This window comes from Escherichia sp. WS547 (assembly GCF_046486065.1).
Classification (GTDB): domain Bacteria; phylum Pseudomonadota; class Gammaproteobacteria; order Enterobacterales; family Enterobacteriaceae; genus Escherichia; species Escherichia coli.
In genome coordinates, this window is sequence record NZ_JBJQMA010000008.1 from 109185 (window position 1) to 131377 (window position 22193).

The 22193-nt window shown below is 50.7% G+C and carries 23 protein-coding genes; 6 read left to right on the forward strand and 17 right to left on the reverse strand.

Annotated features, from left to right (window positions below; translation table 11 throughout):
- Positions 1 to 127 precede the first annotated feature (127 nt).
- Complete coding sequence (locus ACJHWK_RS09595; protein WP_001522877.1) at positions 128 to 1201, reverse strand: acyltransferase family protein; 1074 nt, start codon at positions 1199 to 1201, stop codon at positions 128 to 130.
- A gap of 260 nt (positions 1202 to 1461) precedes the next feature.
- Between ACJHWK_RS09595 and lolC the strand changes: the two genes are divergently transcribed.
- Genes lolC through cobB form a run of 5 tightly spaced genes read left to right on the forward strand, consistent with a single transcriptional unit; the run spans position 1462 to position 6376 of the window.
- On the forward strand, positions 1462 to 2661 hold the full coding sequence (lolC, locus tag ACJHWK_RS09600; RefSeq protein ID WP_000284714.1) for a lipoprotein-releasing ABC transporter permease subunit LolC: 1200 nt from the start codon (positions 1462 to 1464) through the stop codon (positions 2659 to 2661).
- Positions 2654 to 3355: a lipoprotein-releasing ABC transporter ATP-binding protein LolD gene (gene lolD / locus ACJHWK_RS09605; protein WP_001033689.1), complete on the forward strand. Its 702-nt coding sequence runs from the start codon at positions 2654 to 2656 to the stop codon at positions 3353 to 3355. Before lolC ends, lolD begins: the two co-directional genes overlap by 8 nt.
- On the forward strand, positions 3355 to 4599 hold the full coding sequence (lolE, locus tag ACJHWK_RS09610; RefSeq protein WP_001251363.1) for a lipoprotein-releasing ABC transporter permease subunit LolE: 1245 nt from the start codon (positions 3355 to 3357) through the stop codon (positions 4597 to 4599). Before lolD ends, lolE begins: the two co-directional genes overlap by 1 nt.
- A 28-nt stretch (positions 4600 to 4627) precedes the next feature.
- On the forward strand, positions 4628 to 5539 hold the full coding sequence (gene nagK, locus ACJHWK_RS09615) for an N-acetylglucosamine kinase (RefSeq protein WP_000291248.1): 912 nt from the start codon (positions 4628 to 4630) through the stop codon (positions 5537 to 5539).
- Positions 5540 to 5554: 15 nt separating this feature from the next.
- On the forward strand, positions 5555 to 6376 hold the full coding sequence (gene cobB / locus ACJHWK_RS09620) for a Sir2 family NAD+-dependent deacetylase (protein WP_000952736.1): 822 nt from the start codon (positions 5555 to 5557) through the stop codon (positions 6374 to 6376).
- Positions 6377 to 6512: 136 nt separating this feature from the next.
- On the opposite strand, the gene ACJHWK_RS09625 is transcribed toward cobB, so the two are convergent.
- From ACJHWK_RS09625 to potA, 6 genes are read right to left on the reverse strand one after another with little or no spacing between them, the layout of a single operon-like run.
- The gene (locus ACJHWK_RS09625) at positions 6513 to 7298 is read right to left on the reverse strand and encodes a TPM domain-containing protein (RefSeq protein ID WP_000720604.1); all 786 of its coding nucleotides are present in this window, start codon (positions 7296 to 7298) and stop codon (positions 6513 to 6515) included.
- Entirely contained in the window at positions 7295 to 7756 is a 462-nt protein-coding gene (locus ACJHWK_RS09630; RefSeq protein WP_001522885.1) for a DUF3592 domain-containing protein, read from the reverse strand. The genes ACJHWK_RS09625 and ACJHWK_RS09630 overlap by 4 nt, the downstream gene beginning before the upstream one ends.
- Positions 7757 to 7813: 57 nt before the next feature.
- The gene (gene potD, locus ACJHWK_RS09635; protein WP_000759309.1) at positions 7814 to 8860 is read right to left on the reverse strand and encodes a spermidine/putrescine ABC transporter substrate-binding protein PotD; all 1047 of its coding nucleotides are present in this window, start codon (positions 8858 to 8860) and stop codon (positions 7814 to 7816) included.
- On the reverse strand, positions 8857 to 9651 hold the full coding sequence (potC, locus tag ACJHWK_RS09640; protein ID WP_000580316.1) for a spermidine/putrescine ABC transporter permease PotC: 795 nt from the start codon (positions 9649 to 9651) through the stop codon (positions 8857 to 8859). Before potC ends, potD begins: the two co-directional genes overlap by 4 nt.
- On the reverse strand, positions 9648 to 10505 hold the full coding sequence (gene potB, locus ACJHWK_RS09645; protein WP_000799401.1) for a spermidine/putrescine ABC transporter permease PotB: 858 nt from the start codon (positions 10503 to 10505) through the stop codon (positions 9648 to 9650). The genes potC and potB overlap by 4 nt, the downstream gene beginning before the upstream one ends.
- The gene (gene potA, locus ACJHWK_RS09650; protein WP_000531594.1) at positions 10489 to 11625 is read right to left on the reverse strand and encodes a spermidine/putrescine ABC transporter ATP-binding protein PotA; all 1137 of its coding nucleotides are present in this window, start codon (positions 11623 to 11625) and stop codon (positions 10489 to 10491) included. Before potA ends, potB begins: the two co-directional genes overlap by 17 nt.
- A gap of 249 nt (positions 11626 to 11874) precedes the next feature.
- Here potA and pepT point away from each other — a divergent pair, with 249 nt between their 5' ends.
- Positions 11875 to 13101 (forward strand): peptidase T, encoded by a 1227-nt coding sequence (pepT, locus tag ACJHWK_RS09655; RefSeq protein WP_001522887.1) that lies wholly within the window; start codon positions 11875 to 11877, stop codon positions 13099 to 13101.
- Positions 13102 to 13149: 48 nt separating this feature from the next.
- On the opposite strand, the gene roxA is transcribed toward pepT, so the two are convergent.
- The 10 genes from roxA to ACJHWK_RS09705 all read right to left on the reverse strand — a co-directional run bounded on the left by roxA (position 13150) and on the right by ACJHWK_RS09705 (position 22085).
- Positions 13150 to 14271 carry a [50S ribosomal protein L16]-arginine 3-hydroxylase gene (gene roxA, locus ACJHWK_RS09660; RefSeq protein ID WP_000456506.1) on the reverse strand — a complete coding sequence of 374 codons (1122 nt, stop codon included), beginning with the start codon at positions 14269 to 14271 and terminating at the stop codon, positions 13150 to 13152.
- Between the two features lie 75 nt (positions 14272 to 14346).
- Positions 14347 to 15807, reverse strand: a complete 1461-nt coding sequence (gene phoQ, locus ACJHWK_RS09665; protein WP_000735412.1) for a two-component system sensor histidine kinase PhoQ — start codon at positions 15805 to 15807, stop codon at positions 14347 to 14349.
- Positions 15807 to 16478, reverse strand: coding sequence for a two-component system response regulator PhoP (phoP, locus tag ACJHWK_RS09670; protein WP_001265481.1), 672 nt, complete (start codon positions 16476 to 16478; stop codon positions 15807 to 15809). The genes phoQ and phoP overlap by 1 nt, the downstream gene beginning before the upstream one ends.
- A gap of 169 nt (positions 16479 to 16647) precedes the next feature.
- Positions 16648 to 18018 carry an adenylosuccinate lyase gene (gene purB / locus ACJHWK_RS09675; RefSeq protein ID WP_000423742.1) on the reverse strand — a complete coding sequence of 457 codons (1371 nt, stop codon included), beginning with the start codon at positions 18016 to 18018 and terminating at the stop codon, positions 16648 to 16650.
- Between the two features lie 3 nt (positions 18019 to 18021).
- The gene (hflD, locus tag ACJHWK_RS09680; RefSeq protein WP_001297479.1) at positions 18022 to 18663 is read right to left on the reverse strand and encodes a high frequency lysogenization protein HflD; all 642 of its coding nucleotides are present in this window, start codon (positions 18661 to 18663) and stop codon (positions 18022 to 18024) included.
- A gap of 35 nt (positions 18664 to 18698) precedes the next feature.
- Positions 18699 to 19805, reverse strand: coding sequence for a tRNA 2-thiouridine(34) synthase MnmA (gene mnmA / locus ACJHWK_RS09685; protein WP_170886418.1), 1107 nt, complete (start codon positions 19803 to 19805; stop codon positions 18699 to 18701).
- A 53-nt stretch (positions 19806 to 19858) separates the two neighbouring features.
- Positions 19859 to 20320 carry a phosphatase NudJ gene (nudJ, locus tag ACJHWK_RS09690; RefSeq protein ID WP_001522894.1) on the reverse strand — a complete coding sequence of 154 codons (462 nt, stop codon included), beginning with the start codon at positions 20318 to 20320 and terminating at the stop codon, positions 19859 to 19861.
- A 9-nt stretch (positions 20321 to 20329) separates the two neighbouring features.
- Positions 20330 to 20968: a 23S rRNA pseudouridine(2457) synthase RluE gene (gene rluE, locus ACJHWK_RS09695; protein ID WP_000873387.1), complete on the reverse strand. Its 639-nt coding sequence runs from the start codon at positions 20966 to 20968 to the stop codon at positions 20330 to 20332.
- Positions 20969 to 21300: 332 nt separating this feature from the next.
- A complete protein-coding gene (locus ACJHWK_RS09700) occupies positions 21301 to 21636 on the reverse strand; it encodes a DUF1493 family protein (RefSeq protein WP_000246191.1) in 336 nt (111 codons plus the stop codon).
- Positions 21636 to 22085, reverse strand: coding sequence for an STM2901 family protein (locus tag ACJHWK_RS09705; RefSeq protein WP_000381622.1), 450 nt, complete (start codon positions 22083 to 22085; stop codon positions 21636 to 21638). The genes ACJHWK_RS09700 and ACJHWK_RS09705 overlap by 1 nt, the downstream gene beginning before the upstream one ends.
- Positions 22086 to 22193 lie beyond the last annotated feature (108 nt).

Genomic DNA, 22193 nt, shown 5'->3' on the forward strand with positions numbered 1-22193 from the left:
AACGGTTGTCAGATTCTCGTTAGGATATGCCTCAACATATGGGGGCATATCTCTGATAAGCAATGCTGTTCATTATCCGTAATCGACATGGTTTAGCAAATTGAATCGCCCCGGCTGGGGCGATGGCTTAGCGGGAGTAACTGACGGCAGCGGGCAGTGAAGGCGGGGAGAACAACAGATCGCTGAATGCGCGCTGTGAAAGTTTTCTTACCAGCAAGCCCGCAACAGTACAGATGAACAAACTGACAAAGGGGTAAACCATCAGGAGTGTCAGTTCGACTTGCGGCGACCAGCGTGCCGCGTTCATTGGCGCAAGCAGAGTTAAGCTGAATATCTCTACCAGAATGCGATGGGTGGTGTAGATAGCAATGGTGTTGGTGCCAATCACATTCAGCAGGCTGGTGGAGCGCATACCGAAACGTTGCTCGTATTGATAAAACAGCTTCATGATCACCACAATCGATACCAGCGACAACAGCAGCGAGATAGTAAACAACCAGGCACCGACCGCCAGAACGGTCAGCAAAGAAGCCATCAGCAGATGGCGGCGCAACGGCACCTCTTTAACGTAGGTCATTAATGTTGCGCCAAACCATGCGCCAAGGCTGTAATAAGGCAAATTGCGGATCACACTGTTCATGCCCCACCACGGCGTGGGAACGAAATTAACCGCCACACTCATCAGTACAAACAAGGCGAATAGTGGCAGCGCCAGACGGCTAAAAATTTTACATACCACGAAATAAACAATTAACGCATACAGATACCACAAACTGGTGCTGGCGGTGATCATCCCGTGCAGGAACTCACCGGTGGAATCGGCATACGCGGCATTGGAGGCATTGCTTAAATCGCGCTCAGGTGCCAGCCACTGGTTCAGCGCACTTAACGCCAGCCACTGCACCACGCCCCAAAGCGCCAGCACCCAGAAGATGTTCCAGATCCGTTTATCGAGACAATTTCCCCACGGTACGCTGTCGATATAGCGGCGAATCAAATAGCCGGATATAAAGAAAAAAACCGGCATACGAAAGGGTGCAAGGTAAAGATTGTAATAGATCCAGCATTTGCTCAGGACTTCCGATAACGGATGCTGAAAAGTGCTCAGATGCGGATAAAAGGTAATCACCGAGTGATAAATCACTACCAGACAAATACATAATCCTTTGATCTGGTTAATCCATAGCTCTTTTTGTTTCATCAGGACAACACGCTCTTTTTATTTAACATGCTGTTGATCCTGAGGGGCCAGTCGCGTGGTGTAATGCGTATCTGTCTGTATTTGGTTATTTTTCAGATAAAGATCAGGCCACAAGGCCAATGAGAAAATGAGGCCCTTTAGTCGATTGATTTGCTGCTACTTTTCAGATTAGCCCTGACGATCACTTACAGTTCAGACGTTTACCCATCCCGCTTTCGCTTATATACTCGTGTCTTTGCTACAGCAACCAGACGGATTTCATGTACCAACCTGTCGCTCTATTTATTGGCCTGCGTTACATGCGTGGGCGTGCAGCGGATCGCTTCGGTCGTTTCGTCTCCTGGCTTTCTACCATCGGCATTACCCTCGGGGTGATGGCGCTGGTCACAGTATTGTCAGTGATGAACGGTTTTGAGCGCGAGCTGCAAAACAACATCCTTGGCCTGATGCCACAGGCAATTCTCTCTTCTGAGCATGGCTCTCTTAACCCGCAGCAACTCCCGGAAACGGCAGTCAAACTGGACGGCGTTAATCGCGTCGCACCTATTACTACCGGTGATGTGGTACTGCAAAGCGCGCGCAGCGTGGCGGTCGGGGTGATGCTGGGTATCGATCCGGCGCAAAAAGATCCACTAACGCCGTATCTGGTCAATGTGAAACAAACTGACCTCGAGCCGGGGAAATATAATGTCATCCTCGGTGAACAGCTTGCCTCACAGTTGGGCGTCAATCGCGGTGATCAAATCCGCGTGATGGTGCCATCTGCCAGCCAGTTCACGCCGATGGGGCGTATTCCAAGCCAGCGTCTGTTCAATGTGATTGGCACTTTCGCTGCCAACAGTGAAGTCGATGGCTATGAAATGCTGGTGAATATTGAGGATGCCTCGCGTCTGATGCGTTATCCGGCAGGCAATATTACCGGCTGGCGATTGTGGCTGGATGAGCCGCTGAAAGTCGACTCATTAAGTCAACAAAAACTGCCTGAAGGCAGCAAATGGCAGGACTGGCGTGACCGTAAAGGCGAGCTGTTCCAGGCCGTACGCATGGAAAAAAATATGATGGGCTTGCTGCTGAGCCTGATTGTCGCCGTTGCGGCGTTTAACATTATTACCTCGCTGGGGTTAATGGTGATGGAGAAGCAGGGCGAAGTGGCCATTCTTCAGACTCAGGGGCTGACTCCGCGGCAAATCATGATGGTCTTTATGGTGCAAGGGGCCAGCGCCGGGATTATCGGTGCAATCCTCGGAGCGGCGCTTGGCGCACTGCTTGCCAGCCAGTTAAATAATCTGATGCCGATAATCGGCGTCCTGCTTGATGGCGCGGCGCTGCCGGTCGCTATCGAACCTTTACAGGTCATTGTTATTGCGCTGGTGGCGATGGCTATCGCGCTGCTGTCTACGCTTTACCCTTCATGGCGCGCTGCCGCCACACAACCCGCTGAGGCTTTACGTTATGAATAAGATCCTGTTGCAATGCGACAACCTGTGCAAACGCTATCAGGAAGGCAGTGTGCAAACCGATGTACTGCACAATGTCAGTTTCAGCGTCGGCGAAGGTGAAATGATGGCGATCGTCGGTAGCTCTGGTTCCGGTAAAAGCACCTTGCTGCACCTGCTGGGCGGGCTGGATACGCCAACCTCCGGCGATGTGATCTTTAACGGTCAGCCGATGAGCAAACTGTCTTCGGCGGCGAAAGCAGAACTGCGCAACCAGAAGCTGGGCTTTATTTATCAGTTTCACCACCTGCTGCCGGATTTTTCTGCCCTGGAAAACGTGGCTATGCCACTGCTGATTGGCAAGAAAAAGCCCGCTGAAATCAACAGCCGTGCGCTGGAGATGTTAAAAGCGGTGGGGCTGGAGCATCGTGCGAATCACCGCCCATCTGAACTTTCTGGCGGCGAACGCCAGCGTGTAGCGATTGCCCGTGCGCTGGTCAATAATCCGCGTCTGGTACTGGCGGATGAGCCTACCGGTAACCTCGATGCGCGTAACGCCGACAGCATCTTCCAGTTGCTTGGGGAGTTGAATCGCTTGCAGGGCACCGCCTTCCTGGTGGTTACTCACGACCTGCAACTGGCGAAACGTATGAGCCGTCAACTGGAAATGCGTGATGGACGTCTGACGGCGGAACTGAGCCTGATGGGGGCGGAGTAATGGCGATGCCTTTATCGTTATTAATTGGCCTGCGTTTTAGTCGCGGACGGCGGCGCGGCGGCATGGTGTCGCTGATCTCCGTCATTTCTACCATTGGCATTGCCCTCGGCGTGGCGGTATTGATCGTCGGCTTAAGCGCGATGAACGGCTTTGAACGCGAACTGAATAACCGCATTCTGGCGGTGGTGCCGCATGGTGAAATTGAGGCGGTAGATCAGCCGTGGACTAACTGGCAGGAAGCCCTGGATAACGTGCAGAAAGTGCCGGGCATTGCCGCCGCTGCGCCGTATATCAATTTCACCGGGCTGGTGGAGAGCGGCGCGAATCTGCGCGCAATCCAGGTGAAGGGCGTTAACCCGCAACAGGAACAGCGTCTGAGCGCATTGCCCTCGTTTGTTCAGGGGGATGCCTGGCGCAATTTTAAAGCGGGCGAACAGCAAATTATCATCGGCAAAGGCGTGGCGGATGCGCTGAAAGTGAAGCAGGGCGATTGGGTGTCGATTATGATCCCCAACTCGAATCCCGAGCATAAACTGATGCAGCCAAAACGTGTGCGTTTGCACATTGCCGGTATTTTGCAGTTGAGTGGTCAACTCGATCACAGTTTTGCCATGATCCCGCTGGCAGATGCCCAACAATATCTTGATATGGGTTCCAGCGTGTCAGGTATTGCCCTTAAAATGACGGATGTTTTCAACGCCAATAAGCTGGTACGCGATGCGGGTGAAGTGACCAACAGCTATGTTTATATTAAAAGTTGGATTGGTACTTACGGCTATATGTATCGCGATATCCAGATGATCCGCGCCATTATGTATCTGGCGATGGTACTGGTGATTGGCGTGGCCTGTTTCAACATCGTCTCCACCTTAGTGATGGCGGTGAAAGACAAGAGTGGCGATATCGCAGTATTAAGAACGCTGGGGGCGAAAGATGGTTTAATTCGCGCCATCTTTGTCTGGTATGGATTGCTGGCAGGGCTATTCGGTAGCCTGTGTGGTGTGATTATCGGCGTAGTGGTTTCACTGCAACTTACCCCGATTATTGAGTGGATTGAAAAGTTGATCGGTCATCAGTTCCTCTCCAGCGATATCTATTTTATTGACTTCCTGCCATCGGAATTGCACTGGCTGGACGTCTTCTACGTACTGGTCACAGCATTGTTGCTGAGTCTTTTGGCAAGTTGGTATCCGGCGCGACGCGCCAGTAATATTGACCCTGCGCGAGTCCTTAGCGGCCAGTAAAGGCAGTACATTAAAACAAGGAGCGGCAATGTATTACGGGTTTGATATTGGTGGAACAAAAATTGCGCTTGGCGTGTTTGATAGCGGTCGGCAGTTGCAGTGGGAAAAGCGGGTGCCGACACCGCGTGACAGCTATGACGCATTTTTAGATGCAGTGTGCGAGCTGGTGGCTGAAGCCGATAAGCGTTTTGGCTGTAAAGGTTCTGTCGGCATCGGTATTCCGGGAATGCCGGAAACAGAAGATGGTACGCTGTATGCCGCCAATGTCCCCGCTGCCAGCGGTAAACCGCTGCGTGCCGACCTGAGCGCACGTCTTGATCGCGATGTCCGCCTTGATAACGATGCCAACTGTTTTGCCCTTTCAGAAGCCTGGGATGATGAATTTACTCAATATCCACTGGTGATGGGGTTGATTCTCGGCACCGGCGTTGGCGGCGGGCTGATTTTCAACGGTAAACCAATTACCGGTAAAAGCTATATTACCGGCGAGTTTGGCCATATGCGTCTGCCGGTTGATGCGTTAACCATGATGGGGCTGGATTTCCCGTTACGCCGCTGCGGCTGTGGTCAGCATGGCTGCATTGAAAATTATCTGTCTGGTCGCGGTTTTGCGTGGCTGTATCAACACTATTATCATCAACCGTTGCAGGCTCCCGAAATTATTGCGCTTTATGATCAAGGCGATGAGCAGGCAAGGGCGCACGTTGAGCGTTATCTGGATTTATTAGCGGTTTGTCTGGGAAATATCCTGACCATTGTTGACCCTGACCTGGTCGTCATTGGTGGTGGCTTATCGAATTTCCCGGCAATCACAACGCAACTGGCGGACAGGCTGCCTCGTCATCTCTTACCTGTAGCTCGTGTTCCGCGCATTGAACGCGCGCGCCACGGTGATGCGGGAGGAATGCGTGGTGCGGCCTTCCTACATCTAACCGATTAAACAACAGAGGTTGCTATGCTGTCGCGTCGGGGTCATCGGTTAAGTCGTTTTCGTAAAAATAAACGCCGTCTGCGCGAGCGTTTGCGTCAGCGTATTTTTTTCAGAGATAAAGTGGTGCCGGAAGCAATGGAAAAACCAAGAGTACTCGTACTGACAGGGGCAGGTATTTCTGCGGAATCAGGTATTCGTACCTTTCGCGCCGCAGATGGCCTGTGGGAAGAACATCGGGTTGAAGATGTGGCAACGCCGGAAGGTTTCGATCGCGATCCTGAACTGGTGCAAGCGTTTTATAACGCCCGTCGCCGACAGCTGCAGCAGCCAGAAATTCAGCCTAACGCCGCGCATCTTGCGCTGGCTAAACTGCAAGACGCCCTCGGCGATCGCTTTTTGTTGGTGACGCAGAATATCGACAACCTTCATGAGCGTGCCGGTAACACCAATGTTATTCATATGCATGGGGAACTGCTGAAAGTTCGTTGTTCACAAAGTGGTCAGGTTCTCGACTGGACCGGAGACGTTACCCCAGAAGATAAATGCCATTGCTGCCAGTTCCCGGCACCCTTGCGACCGCACGTAGTGTGGTTTGGCGAAATGCCACTCGGCATGGATGAAATTTATATGGCGTTGTCGATGGCCGATATTTTCATTGCCATTGGTACATCCGGGCATGTTTATCCGGCGGCTGGGTTTGTTCACGAAGCGAAACTGCATGGCGCACACACCGTGGAACTGAATCTTGAACCAAGCCAGGTCGGTAATGAATTTGCCGAGAAATATTACGGCCCGGCAAGCCAGGTGGTGCCAGAGTTTGTTGAAAAGTTGCTGAAGGGCTTATAAAGCGGGAAGAATTGCCTGATGTGCTACGCTTATCAGGCCTACAAGGGGACGCAATTAATTGAATTTGCGGGTTTGTGGGCCGGATAAGGCGTTTACGCCGCCTCCGGCATAATAGACGCACACTTTACTGCCTCTTTTACCGTTTACTCGTCAATAACAACGCGGCAATAAACGTACAGACACCAATCAGTCCTGCCCAGAGCGGCGATATTCTGGTAATCGCAAAGCTATTATCGATGTACAAACATAAAGCCTGATAACCCATATTGGCAATAGTCATCGCCACTGCAAACTTTAATGCATAATTAAGGCGCGTCGTGTAGTAAAAAAATGCAGTAAAGACGATGAATGCAACTGCCCAGGCAAAAAGACCTAATATCGTGGTACTGCCGGGAGGATCATTCTCCTGCTGTTGTCCGGGATGCGGATAATATGTCAGTGGCGGCGTCGGTTGTTTTAATATCTGTGCTTGTAAAACAGCCAATGCATTATTGATTCCCTGATACCAGAGGTCCGCATGTAAATAAGCCTGAGTGTGATTTTCTACCAGAAGGCCGAGATGTTTATCGTCCAGACCGCTTTCAACCTGGCCGTTGGTTATCATAATTAACCGTGGCTCGCGGGTGGTAAAAAGTAACAGGACGCTGCCTTTTACATCACTCAATGAAGATGACGCATGCGCCAGCATCGCTTTGCCATTTTGCCTGAAGCTTGCTTCATTAACGCCAGGTACAACCACGATAAACGGCGCAATCCCGGTTTGTTGGCGAAAAAGCTCGGCTTTATGCGCGATCTCTTCAGCATCCGGTACAGTACCTGTAACATCTGTAAAAAGAGTCTTCATTATTGGAATCAATGGATTACTGGTTGCCGTCAGAGGCAGGAGTATCAGTAAACTGAGCAATAATATGATTTTTTTCATGGGCGGGACTTCCGTTTCCTGCGTGTCTTTTTAGAGGAGGGCATACTGATTAATAAACCGACGGAGATAAAAATAACGCCCATAATGCCGATAAACCCCCATTTAAAAAAATTAACCCACGGGTTATTTATCTCAGCCTTTTCAGGATGTCCTGGAGAATAATAAACATTAACTTTATCGCCTTCGCTGTCTTCATAAAAATCGCTGCCGATACTCGAATTGAAAATTAGCGTGTAATCAGGCGTCGGTCGAAAGGCAACGACGGGATACCACGAACCATTTTTACCCGTGCGATGAGAATGACTGGAGTGCCAGACGGTATCAACAATGACGCCTTCAGTATGAATCGCGTCTTTGCTATAGGTGAACTGGTTATAAAAGACAACAACAGAAATGAGGATCAGTACCAGACCGATACCGAGGAATATACGAAAGAAAACTCTACTGTCCTGACTCATTAGCCACATCCTTGCTAAATAAAAAACGGGCGGTAATACCACCGCCCGCTTGCTGAATTAACGTCCTGCTTTCAGCTTCTGATAATACTCTTCATAAATGCTGCTGGCTGCGCCAACGTCATTCTGCCATTCACCATTTTTAATGGTTTCAGCATCCGGGTAGAGCGTTTTATCGTTCGCCACTTCCGGACTTAACAGCTTACGCGCCGCAAGGTTTGGCGTTGGATAACCGATAGTTTCTGCAACCTGTTTTGCCACATCCGGGCGCAGCAGGAAGTTGATCAATTTCAGCGCGCCTTCTTTGTTTTTGGCATTTGCCGGGATCGCCAGGCTGTCCATCCAGAAAATGCCGCCTTCTTTCGGCCACACCACATCAATTGGCGTACCCGCCTGGCGTGCAACGAAAGCAGAACCGTTCCAGATCATGCCGAGGTTAACTTCGCCTTCCATATACGGGTTAGCGGGGTTATCGGAGTTAAACGCCGCGACGTTTGGCATCAGTTTTTTCAGCTCGTTGTATGCAGCTTCAATCTCTTTCGGATCGGTGGTGTTACCGGAGTAGCCCAGCTTACGCAGCGCCATCTGGAACACTTCACGGGCATCGTCGGTCAGCAGCAGGCTGCCTTTGTACTCAGGTTTCCACAGATCGGCCCAGCTGGTAACGGATTTCGGATCCACCGCATCACCGTTAACGCCAATCGCCGTTGCACCCCAGATATACGGAATGGAATAGTCGTTATTCGGGTCAAACGGCTTGTTGAGCATGTCTGGATCGAGGTTGCTGAAATTGCTTAACTTCGACTTGTCGATCTTCTGGATCATCCCTTCTTTACGCATTTTATCGACGTAATAGGTTGAAGGAACCACCAGGTCATAGGCACCGTCTTTGTACGTTTTCAGCTTCGCGTACATGGTTTCGTTCGACTCGTAAGTCGAATAGATAACCTTAATACCGGTTTCTTTGGTGAACTGTTCAAGCAGTCCTGGCGGCACGTACTCGGTCCAGTTGTAGAAATACAGCGTGTTGTTGTCATCGGCGTGAGCGGCGCTCATGCCCAGTGCCAGAGCACCCGCCGCGAGCAGGTGGCGTGACCATTTTTTCATTTAACGTCCCCTGTGTTACCTTTCGTTTTATCACGAGCAATAAGCTGGCTGGCAATTACCATCACCAGCGACAGCACCAGTAATATGGTTGCCAGCGCGTTAACTTCCGGCGATACGCCGACTTTGACCATCGAATAAATTTTTAACGGCAGAATTTCATAGCTTGGTCCGGTGACGAACGAAGAAACTACTACATCGTCCATCGACAGGGTAAAGCTTAACACCCAGCCCGCCGCTACCGCTGGCATTGCCAGTGGCAGAATGATTTTTCGCAGAATGGTAAATTCGCTGGCACCGAGATCTTTCGCCGCTTCCAGCATTCGCACGTCAAAACCTTTCAGGCGCGAATACACCGTCACCACCACAAACGGCAGGCAGAAGGTGATATGCGAGAACAGCAGCGACCAGAAGCCAAGCTGAATACCCAGCAGCATAAACAGCACCAGCAGAGAAATCGCCATCACAATATCTGGCGACATCATCACCACAAACAGCATTCCGCTAACGAACGGCTTACCGCGAAAGCGATAACGGTACAGCGCAACTGCAGTCAGTGAACCGATAAGCGTAGCAAACGTCGCTGAAAACACCGCCATCGTCAATGAATGCTGAGCTGCCTGCAACAGACTGTCGTTGTTCATCAGCAGGCTATACCATTTAGTGGTAAAACCCTGCCAGTTGATGCCAAAGCGCGAGCTGTTGAACGAGTTCACAATCAAAATAATGATTGGAATATACAGGTACGCGTAGATAGCGGTCATAAAACCGCCGCGAAGCAGTCGACCGATCATTCGAGTTCCACCTTCTTATTCAGCAAGCGAGAAGCGCGCCAGTAAACCAGCAACATCAGGCCCATTACGATAGTCAGCGTAATGCTGGTGGCTGCACCAAACGGCCAGTCACGAATATTGAGGAACTGTACTTTGATGACGTTACCGATCAGCAGGTTTTTCGCACCGCCCATCAGGTCGGACACATAGAACAGGCCCATCGCTGGCAGCATCACCAACAAGCATCCGGCAATAATCCCCGGCATCGTCAGTGGGATAATGATGCGGATAAAGGTCTGCAACTTGCTGGCACCGAGATCGCGCGCCGCCTCCAGCAACGGCTTATCCAGTTTTTCGATACTCGAGTACAGCGGCATCACCATAAACGGCAGCAGAATGTAAACCAGACCGATAATCACCGCACTGGGTGTGAACATGATGCGAATTGGTGTATCGATAACGCCCAGCCAGAGCAAAAACTCGTTGAGATAGCCTTTGGTGCTGAGGAAAATTTTCAGCCCGTAGATACGAATCAATGAGTTGGTCCAGAACGGAACAATCAGCAGAAACAGCAGCAGCGGACGCACCTTGTGTGGCAGCTTCGCCAGAAACCAGGCAAAAGGATAGCCCAGCACCAGGCAGGCGAGGGTGGCGATCAGCGCCATATTCAGCGAGTGCAATAGCACTTCAAAATAGAGCGGATCGAGCAGACGCGTGTAGTTATCCAGCGTAAAGACCATTTTGACGAAACTGGCGTCGTCGCGGGTCAAAAAGCTGGTGCCAATGATCATCAGGTTGGGCAGAAAGACAAACAACACAAGCCAACCGACAATAGTGACAATCACTACATTCTGGAACTTACTTGTGTTCTTCATCAGCCAGTACGACCTCCCAGCTTTCTACCCAATTAATGGCCATTTTTTGGTCGAGAGAGTGGTCAAAGTCAGGATCGTCTTCATTGAAGAATTCGCTGACCATCACCATCTTGCCATTTTCCAGTTCAACAACCGACTCCAGCGTCATGCCTTTATAGTTACGCTCGCGAACGTAACCAATCAGCCCTTCAGCGTGGTTGTCGTCGTTAATCTCTTCAACACGTAAGTCTTCCGGGCGCAGCAGAACATGCAGTTTTTGCCCCGGTTCAACGGCGAAGTTAACGTAGATATTACATTCGCGGCCTTCAACGTTGGCGCGTACGCGCTGCTCGTCGAGACGTTCGATGACAGTGGCGTTAAACATATTGATTTCGCCAATAAACCCAGCAACAAACAGGTTTTTCGGCTCTTCATAGATTTCACGCGGCGTGCCGTCTTGCTCAATGCGACCATCGCGCATCACCACAATCCTGTCCGACATGGTGAGTGCTTCTTCCTGGTCGTGAGTCACGAAGACGAATGTAATGCCAAGCTTACGCTGTAACGCTTTCAGCTCGTTCTGCATTTGCTTGCGCAGTTTGTAATCCAGCGCTGAGAGCGACTCATCCAGCAACAACAGACGAGGCTTGTTAACCACCGCGCGGGCAATGGCGACGCGTTGCTGTTGACCACCAGAGAGCTGATGCGGTTTGCGTTGAGCGAAGGTTTCCAGCTGCACCATCCGCAGGGCTTCCATCACGCGGGGCGTAATTTCAGCAGCGGGGGTTTTTTGCATGCGCAACCCAAAGGCCACATTTTCGAACACGGTCATGTGGGGGAAAAGTGCGTAGCTTTGGAAAACAGTATTCACATAGCGGTTTTCCGCCGGAACGTGGGTGATGTCCTCGTTATCCAGCATGATGCGTCCGGAATCAACAGTTTCCAGACCTGCAATCAGGCGAAGAACGGTTGTTTTACCGCAGCCAGAAGGGCCAAGCAGCGTGAGGAACTCGCCATTGTTGATAGTCAGATCCAGCTGGGGAATGACCTCTTTACCATCAAAGCATTTGCGAATTCCCGCCAATTGCACCAGCGGTGAAAGCGAACTCGGTTGTTTATTCAATTTTTTACTCTGTCCCATGTAAACGCAACGGATGGCTTACCGATGCGGGGTTTGTGGTTAACCACCTTGGTGACTCTTAATGAGGGCGGTAATTCTACGGCAAACCGCTTGAATCGCCAATCTTTGTTGTGAATTACTGGCTTAGCTTTATATTCATTAAGGTAATGCTGATAAATATTCCCGCTTGCAGGGGTAAAAGTGACCTGACGCAATATTTGTCTTTTCTTGCTTCTTAATAATGTTGTCACAAAAAGTGAGGGTGACTACATGGATAAACTACTTGAGCGATTTTTGAACTACGTGTCTCTGGATACCCAATCAAAAGCAGGGGTGAGACAGGTTCCCAGCACGGAAGGCCAATGGAAGTTATTGCATCTGCTGAAAGAGCAACTCGAAGAGATGGGGCTTATCAATGTGACCTTAAGTGAGAAGGGCACTTTGATGGCGACGTTACCGGCTAACGTCCCTGGCGATATCCCGGCGATTGGCTTTATTTCTCATGTGGATACCTCACCGGATTGCAGCGGCAAAAATGTGAATCCGCAAATTGTTGAAAACTATCGCGGTGGCGATATTGCGCTGGGTATCGGCGATGAAGTTTTATCACCGGTTATGTTCCCGGTGCTGCATCAGCTACTGGGTCAGACGCTGATTACCACCGATGGTAAAACCTTGTTAGGTGCCGATGACAAAGCAGGTATTGCAGAAATCATGACCGCGCTGGCGGTATTGCAACAGAAAAACATTCCGCATGGTGATATTCGCGTCGCCTTTACCCCGGATGAAGAAGTGGGCAAAGGGGCGAAACATTTTGATGTTGACGCCTTCGATGCCCGCTGGGCTTACACCGTTGATGGTGGTGGCGTAGGCGAACTGGAGTTTGAAAACTTCAACGCCGCGTCGGTCAATATCAAAATTGTCGGTAACAATGTTCACCCGGGCACGGCGAAAGGAGTGATGGTAAATGCGCTGTCGCTGGCGGCACGTATTCATGCGGAAGTTCCGGCGGATGAAAGCCCGGAAATGACAGAAGGCTATGAAGGTTTCTATCACCTGGCGAGCATGAAAGGCACCGTTGAACGGGCCGAAATGCACTACATCATCCGTGATTTCGACCGTAAACAGTTTGAAGCGCGTAAACGTAAAATGATGGAGATCGCCAAAAAAGTGGGCAAAGGGTTACATCCTGATTGCTACATTGAATTGGTGATTGAAGACAGTTACTACAATATGCGCGAGAAAGTGGTTGAGCATCCGCATATTCTCGATATCGCCCAGCAGGCGATGCGTGACTGCGATATTGAACCGGAACTGAAACCGATCCGCGGCGGTACCGACGGCGCGCAGTTGTCGTTTATGGGATTACCGTGCCCGAACCTGTTCACTGGCGGTTACAACTATCATGGTAAGCATGAGTTTGTGACTCTGGAAGGTATGGAAAAAGCGGTGCAGGTGATCGTCCGTATTGCCGAGTTGACGGCGCAACGGAAGTAAGCGAAAAGGGATGCGGCATGTGATGCCGCATCCGGCTTAACTTCAAACTTACCCTTCGAAGAACCAATACCCGCTATTGACTAGTGCCGCAAGCATCGCGAGAAATGACGGATCTTCCAGCGCATCACCAAAATTCTCCGCGGTCAGCGCAATGTTGCTGGCGAGCGCATCCAGTGCCGGACGGTGTGGGGAATCGATCTTCTCACCATTGGCATACACGTCGTCGCCAATGCGCAATACGCGCAGACCACCCAGACGCACCAGCACTTCACCTTGTTTCAGCGCATCGTAGATTTCATCCGGCTGATAAGGCGGCTCTGGCGGCGCGATATCCAGTTCATGGCGTGACTGGGATATAAACTCCCCAAACCATTGCTTAAAGTGTTCCGGCTGGTTGATCAATTCGAGCATCATCTCACGCAGTTTATCCATCTCTTGCGGCAGAACATCCGCAGGATGAGCGCGAGGTGGAACATCAGGATCGCTGTAGTAGTTGCCGCCCAGTTCACGTTGCAGCACATAATCGGCAAATCCGCTAATCAGTTCCCGCGTATTTGGCGCGCGAAAACCCACGGAATAGTTCATCGCATTTTCCAGCGCGTAGCCTTCATGCGGGAATCCTGGCGGAATATAAAGAATATCACCAGGCTCCAGCTCTTCATCGATGATGGCTTCGAACGGATCGACCTGTAACAGATCCGGATGTGGGCAGTGCTGTTTCATTTGCAGCTTTTCGCCCACTCGCCAGCGACGACGTCCGGTACCCTGAATGATAAACACGTCGTACTGATCGAGATGCGGGCCGACGCCGCCGCCAGGTACAGAAAAAGAGATCATCAGGTCATCAATACGCCAGTCCGGCAGTTCACGGAACGGTCGCATCAGCGCGGCGGTCGGCTCATGCCAGTGGTTCACTGCTTGCACTAACAATGACCAGTTAGTTTCACCGAGATGATCGTAGCTTTCGAATGGACCGTGGCTGACCTGCCATTTGCCATCCTGATGACTGACCAGTCGACTGTCGACTTCGCTTTCCATCGCCAGACCCGCCAACTCGTCTGGAGAGATTGGGTCAATAAAATTATTAAAGCCGCGTTTTAACACCACCGGGCGTTTCTGCCAGTGACGTTCAAGAAAATCGGGCCAGTTAAGAGTGAGTTGGTATTCCATGTTAAGCATCCACAGGCTGGTATCTGCAACCGATTATAACGGATGCTTAACGTAATGCGTGAAGTATGGACATATTTATTCATCTTTCGGCGCAGAATGCTGGCGACCAAAAATCACCTCCATCCGCGCACCGCCCAGCATGCTCTCTCCGGCGACGATTTTACCCTCATATTGCTCGGTGATTTCGCGGGCTACCGCCAGCCCTACACCTTGCCCAGGGCGTAAAGTATCAACCCGTTGACCACGGTCGAAAATGACCTCTCGCTTGCTTAATGGAATACCGGGGCCATCATCCTCGACCACAATATAGAGATGCTCGTCTGTTTGCCTTGCAGAAATTTCGACAAACTCGAGGCAATATTTACAGGCATTATCCAGCACGTTGCCCATCACCTCGACAAAATCGTTCTGCTCACCGACAAAGCTGATCTCTGGCGAAATATCGAGAGAGATATTGACCCCTTTGCGTTGATACACTTTGTTCAGCGCCGAGGTGAGATTGTCCAGCAGTGGGGCGACCGGATGCAGCTCGCGGCTGAGCAATGTCCCGCCGCGCATACTGGCACGATGCAGGTAGTAGCCAATTTGCTGTGAAATGCGGCTGATTTGCTCCAGCATTACCGGTTCAGCATCACTGACGCTCATCTTCTCACTACGCAGAGAACGCAGCGTACTTTGCAGCACCGCCAGTGGCGTTTTCAGACTATGGGTCAGGTCGGTGAGCGTCGTACGATATTTGTCGTAACGTTCGCGTTCACTTTTTAACAATCGGTTCAGGTTTCGTACCAGACTGGTCAGTTCTCGCGTTGTGGCTGGATTGAGCAATTCGCGGTTATGTTCTTCCAGTTCGCGGACTTCTTTTGCCAGGGCTTCGATGGGGCGTAAACTCCACCAGGCGGCGACCCACAGCAGCGGGATCACTAACAGCAGATTGGCTGAGAGCACATAGATAAACCAGCTCCAGACCATATAGGAACTTTTTAGCTCCACCGGAATGGTATCCACCACCACAATGGTCAACTTTGGCATCCGCGATGTTGCCGGGTAGACGTTTACCGCCACCGAGTGGGTCATCTCCGCGTCGTCATCATCTTCCCGCACTTCCTGCAACTGTTGCTGTATCGAATGATCTCCACTCAGCAAGAGGCTGGTATCGTTAACATCCGCTTCAATTTCATGAAAACCATTCGATTTCAGCCAGTCAGGCTGGATCATCTTCATCAGCCAGGGCACGTCACGTTGCGCCCATAAAAGCTGCCCGTTCTCATCATAAATTAGCGTCATAGTGGGGCTTTGCTTGTCGATATTTTCGGGTAACTCGACATGCAACTTATTGTTTTCCCACTTCGCAAGGGTATAGAACAGATTGCTCTCGCCACGTAACAGCCGAAACGTGGTTTTATCGAAACTGACGCTATAACCGATCAGCGCAACCATTCCGTAGGCAAGCGAAAGCACCAATACTACTGCTGCCGTTGCTAACAGAAAACGTACCCGCAGCGAGAGCGGGAAAAAAAGACGCAGTAATTTTTTCATCAGCGCAATTCGAACAGATAGCCCTGGCCGCGAACGGTGGTAATCACTTCTTGCGGATATTGTGCCTGTATTTTTTTGCGCAGACGTCCCATCAGTACATCTATGGTATGACTTTCCCGCAGCTCCGCATCCGGGTAGAGTTGTAGCATTAACGAATCTTTGCTGACCACTTTGCCATTATTGCGTATCAACGTTTCCATGATGGTGTATTCGAACGCGGTCAGTTTGATCACTTCGTCATTAATAGATAATTCACGGCGGGAGAGATCAACCTGAAACGGGGGTAGCGAAATGACCTGTGAAGCCAGACCGCTATTACGCCGCATTAATGCCTGCATTCGCGCCATCACCTCTTCAATATGAAACGGTTTAGTCACGTAATCATCAGCACCGGCACTTAATACTTCGACTTTGTCCTGCCAGCTTTCACGGGCGGTTAATACCAGAATCGGCAGTGAAACATCATTGCTACGCCAGCGGCGTATCAGTGACAGACCGTCCTCGTCAGGCAAACCGAGATCGACAATCGCAATATCCGGTAAATGTTCATTGAGATAATAATCGGCTTCTTTGGCATCTTCTGCGTCATCGACCTGATGACCAGCATCCTGAATCTGAACTTTAAGATGGTGACGTAACAACGCATTGTCTTCAACAACCAGTACGCGCATTTTTTATTTCTCCCTGTCTTAATTATTAAAATAGTGTAACGCGATTATGTGGTTATGGGGGTAAACATTAAATAAACCAGCGGGGAGGGGAGGTAAAGTGAAAAAAGAAAAAGTGGATAATCTTAATAAGCAGGCCGGACAGCATCGCCATCCGGCACTGTTTTGACGCTTATTTCAGCTCATCAACCATGGTGATGGCGCGACCAATGTAGTTAGCCGGCGTCATTGCTTTCAGGCGGGCTTTCTCTTCTTCTGGCAACGCCAGACCGTCGATAAACTGCTTCATGCCTTCGGCGTCAACGCGCTTACCGCGAGTCAGCTCTTTCAGCTTCTCGTACGGTTTTTCGATGCCATAGCGACGCATAACTGTCTGGATTGGTTCTGCCAGCACTTCCCAGTTGTGATCCAGCTCATCCAGCAGATGGTCACGGTTTACTTCCAGTTTGCTCACGCCTTTCAGGGTGGATTGATATGCAATCAGCGCATAACCGATACCCACGCCGAGGTTACGCAGCACGGTGGAGTCGGTCAGGTCACGCTGCCAGCGGGAAACCGGCAGTTTGCTTGCCAGATGCTGCAATACCGCGTTGGAAAGGCCCAGATTCCCTTCGGAGTTTTCGAAGTCGATCGGGTTAACTTTATGCGGCATGGTGGAAGAACCAATCTCACCAGCAATGGTTTTCTGTTTGAAGTGGTTAAGGGCGATATAACCCCAGACGTCACGGTCAAAGTCGATCAGAATGGTGTTGAAGCGCGCAACGCAATCAAACAGCTCGGCAATGTAGTCGTGCGGTTCGATCTGGGTGGTGTACGGGTTCCACTGAATACCCAGCGAGGTGACGAACTCTTCGCTGAACTGATGCCAGTCAACTTCCGGGTAAGCGGCGATGTGGGCGTTATAGTTACCGACCGCGCCGTTGATTTTGCCGAGGATCTCCACCTGGTTAAGCTGGCGGTACTGACGTTCCATGCGGTAGGCAACGTTTGCCATCTCTTTACCGATGGTTGACGGCGTGGCTGGCTGACCGTGGGTACGAGACAGCAGCGGGATATCGCGGTACTGAACGGCGAGATCTTTAATGCCATCAATCAGTTGACGCCAGTACGGCAGGATCACTTCATCACGCGCGGTTTTCAGCATCAACGCGTGGGAGAGGTTATTGATATCTTCCGAAGTACAGGCAAAGTGGATGAATTCAGAAACCGCGTGCAGTTCCGGGATCTCCGCCACTTTTTCTTTCAGGAAATACTCAACCGCTTTAACGTCGTGGTTAGTGGTACGCTCGATGGTTTTGATGCGTGCTGCATCTTCTTCGCTGAAACTGGCGACAATTGCATCAAGGTAACCGATTGCGTCGGCAGCAAAAGCAGGAACTTCCTTGATCGCTGCGTGCGCGGCCAGTTTTTGCAGCCAACGTACTTCAACTTGTACACGGAATTTCAGCAAACCATATTCGCTGAAAATCCCGCGCAGCGCGCTGACTTTATCGCCGTAGCGTCCATCGACAGGGGAAACGGCGGTCAGTGAGGATAATTCCATAGATCACAACTCCGGGGTTAAATGAGCAAGAATTTGTTTTGCCTGAGTGGTCAGGCGATTACGAGAAAACATCAGTTGCAGACGTCCGCCGCCAACCTGGTGCCAGAGCACGGCGGCGCGAATGCCTGCCAGCAGGGTTGCGCGAACTTTCGCCTGCACTTGTGGGCTTTGCAGTACAGCAGGGGAACCGGTTACCTGAATGCGTGGGCCAAGCGGGCTAATCACATCAACATAGATAGCAGCCATCGCGCTCATCAGCGTTTCGGACTGTAAATCGAAGTGTTCGAGCTGACGTTGCAGGCCGTTGATCCGGTTGCCCAGAGTGTCGAGCGCACCTTTCGCTGAGGAGAGTTTGCGCTCAAGCACCATCAGGCTGAGTGTGTAGCGGGTTAACTCAGCGTTTAAGCCCTGGCGACTGCTGGCATTGAGCACGCCGAGCAAGGTTTCCAGCCCGACGCGCAGGTTGGCTTCGCTACCGCCAAAAACCGCCAGCGTCGAGCTGGGGTTCATATCGATAATGCTGTTGAGTGAGACGTGTAGCGCATCGGCATCACAATGCCCCTGGTGAGCGAGTTGTTGCACCAGGCGTGCCGACTGACAAATACCGGCCAGGGCGAGGGTGATGTCATAGTAATTCTTTGCCACGTTCACTGCTTCCTTGTTTTAAGTAAAGAAAATAATCAGGCCGGCAGCGGCAGACGCTGCTCAATAATACCGCCACCGAGGCACACTTCACCGTTATAGAAGACGGCAGACTGGCCCGGCGTCACGGCGGCAACCGGCTCATCGAAAATCACTTCAATGCGATCATCGTCCAGCGCCTTGACGGTGCAGGGGATATCGGTCTGGCGATAGCGGGTTTTTACCGTGCAACGCATAGTGCCGGTGAATGGTTCGCGATCGACCCAGTGCAGCTGCTGGGCAATCAGACCGATAGACATCAGACGCGGGTGTTCATGGCCCTGCGCAACAATCAGAATGTTGTTTTCGACGTCTTTATCGACCACATACCACGGTTCTTCGGTGCCTTCTTTGGTGCCACCGATACCCAGACCTTTACGCTGACCGAGGGTGTGATACATCAGCCCCTGGTGCTCACCAATTTCATCGCCATCGACGGTAATGATTTTGCCCGGTTGCGCCGGGAGATAACGGCCCAGGAACTCGCGGAATTTACGTTCGCCAATGAAGCAAATGCCGGTAGAGTCTTTTTTCTTCGCGGTGACCAGACCAAGATCTTCAGCAATCTTACGCACCTGCGGTTTTTCCAGTTCGCCGACCGGGAACAGGCTTTGCGCAATCTGCTCATGGCTAAGCGTATAAAGGAAGTAGCTCTGGTCTTTATTGCTGTCCAGACCACGCAGCAGGCGGCTCTTGCCATCGACATCTGCCCGACGTACGTAATGACCGGTAGCGATATAATCGGCACCTAAATCTTCAGCGGCAAATTCGAGGAAGGCTTTAAATTTGATCTCTTTGTTGCACAGAATATCCGGATTCGGCGTGCGACCGGCTTTATATTCGGCAAGGAACAGTTCGAAGACGTTGTCCCAGTACTCGGCAGCAAAGTTAACGGTGTGCAGTTCAATGCCGAGCTTGTCGCAGACAGCCTGGGCATCAGCCAGATCCGCTGCCGCTGTGCAATATTCCTCACCGTCGTCTTCTTCCCAGTTCTTCATAAACAGACCTTCGACCTGATATCCCTGTTGTTGCAACAGCCAGGCAGAAACGGAGGAATCGACACCGCCGGACATGCCGACGATTACTTTTTTTGCGGTTTCAGACATTGGATCACTCACGACATTGAACTTCAAGGCGGCGTATTCTATCACGCAGCCTTTTAGATGACACCCTTTGTAAAAGGCCAGTTAAAATCGCCAATCATCTCCAGCGGATAGCGTTGCCTGCTTTGATAACAACGAATACTTTCCGCCACCAGCGGCGAACGCAGATTTGACGCCTGTAAAATTTCTTCGGCGCTAACCCAACGGCAGCAGTCGATATCGCTGTCATGAGGCTGGGTCGGGCATATTTGCTCAAGCTCAATAGCAAACAGGAAACGCAAAAACGGCGTTTTATCTGGCGCAATCCACTGATGCATACGAATAAAGTGTTGCGGTTGCGCGCTGATGCCGGTTTCTTCCCACAGCTCACGGGCGGCGGCTTCCACTAAGGTTTCATCGGCTTCCAGATGCCCGGCAGGTTGGTTCCATAACGCTTTACCATTAATCGTCTCTTCAACGACTAAAAATTTGCCTTCTGCGTGCACCACGCAAGCAACGGTAACGTGCGGTTTAAACATTTTGCGTCCTTAATCTGTCGCTTCTCGCCATTCGCCGTTGGCAAGATTATCCAAAGAGTAATCACCCATCGCATAGCGAATCAGTCGCAGCGTGGGGAAACCAACATGGGCGGTCATGCGGCGCACCTGGCGATTACGTCCTTCATATAAGGTGATCTTCAGCCAGCTGGTGGGAATACTTTTGCGTTCACGAATTGGTGGATTCCGCGGCCATAACCACGCGGGTTCGTCAACCAGCTCTACGCCTGCGGGCAGGGTAGGGCCATCATTTAAGGTTACGCCATTGCGCAAGGCTTCAAGTGCGTCTTGTGTGGGAATACCTTCCACCTGCACATAATAGATTTTTCCGGTGCGTTTACCCGGCTGGGTTAAACGCGCCTGCAACGCGCCGTTATTGGTCAGCACCAGTAACCCTTCGCTATCGCGGTCAAGACGACCTGCTGCATAAACGCCCTGAACCGGGATGAATTCTTTTAATGTTTTGCGTCCGGCTTCATCGGTGAACTGCGGAAGAACATCGTAGGGTTTATTGAACAGGATCACGCGCGTGGGCTGATTTTCAGGTTTACGCTTAGTGGAGTGTTGCGAGTTTAGTCGACTAACCTGTTTTTTTCTAAAAGAAGATTTAGAATCGCTAAAGTATTTCATGGTAAATTCCAAATAGAGCTATACGCAGAGGGTAGCACAGTGTCGGATTGCATTGGACTTTTAAGGTACTCGTTAGAGGTTCAGGGTTCAGGCTCTTCAGCGCGGTTTCATCAATACCTGGGTTAGTGAGCAGCGGTTGTGTGGCTGCATGGTGATAAATATGGCCCAATGAACACATTTTACATTGATGAATTGAATAAATACTGGTATGAAAAATAGTGTTTCTGTATTACTGATGGGTGACAGCACTTCACTGTTCAAGTTCAGGATGATGCTTTACCACTACCATCATCAGCAGTAATAAGAGGGGCATCGCAGCCTTCTTTTTTATTCTACTGATACAGCCATTTTCCCGCTTCTGCTGATTCTGCAAACATCCGTACAGTTAACGGTAAACGTGTTGTTTCTACCTCTTCCCGCTTGAGCTTGAACCATCGTTGAAGCAATGGTGCAGACTCCCATGGAAGGTACAAAGACCAGTCCAGATTATCCAGGTTAATCCCAAACCTCTCTTTGTATTTCCGTATAGCGTCCTCTAAATCATCTCGTGGATAGTCGAACAAATCAGAGTCCAGTTCTAACGGAATTTCCTTCCCGTGGTCATCCTGATAACCTGGAATCTCATCACGGAACAGTGCTAAAACTTCGTCTGTGATTGTTGTCGCCATTAGAAGGAAGTCCACTTAATACGGTCTTGAGGTTTGGCAATCAGATTGTATTTTTCCTGGGTACGAGTCGAAACCCTGTAAAGACTCATCGACAGTGAAGCCCAACCAATCCACGGGACCCAACGAGCGATAATTGCAGCAAGCTTATTAGATTTCTGCATCCTTACACCCACTGGTGTATGAACAGAAATACCAAAAGGCATGCGTGCATCTCTCATCAGTATACGCGCATACTTTGAGACAACACTTGTTCCCAGGGTTGCCCCTTGCGGCTTCGCTCTTGTACCCAGCCACGGTTGACCAGATAAGATTGCTGCACCTGATACCGAATCAATCCCCAATTCCTTACAGAATTCTTCAAGGAATATGACGTTGAGTAGTTCTATTTTGGACAGGTTCGGGTGTCCTCTGTAGAAATATGTTCCATTGCGTTCTTCGGTAGTATCCATTTGTCAACACTCCATTGTTATATAGTGTTTCTGTTACTTGAAGTTGATTTCTTCGGTTGCAGCAGATGCAGAACCAGTAAAGGCAACGAGTTTCACAGCTATCAGTGC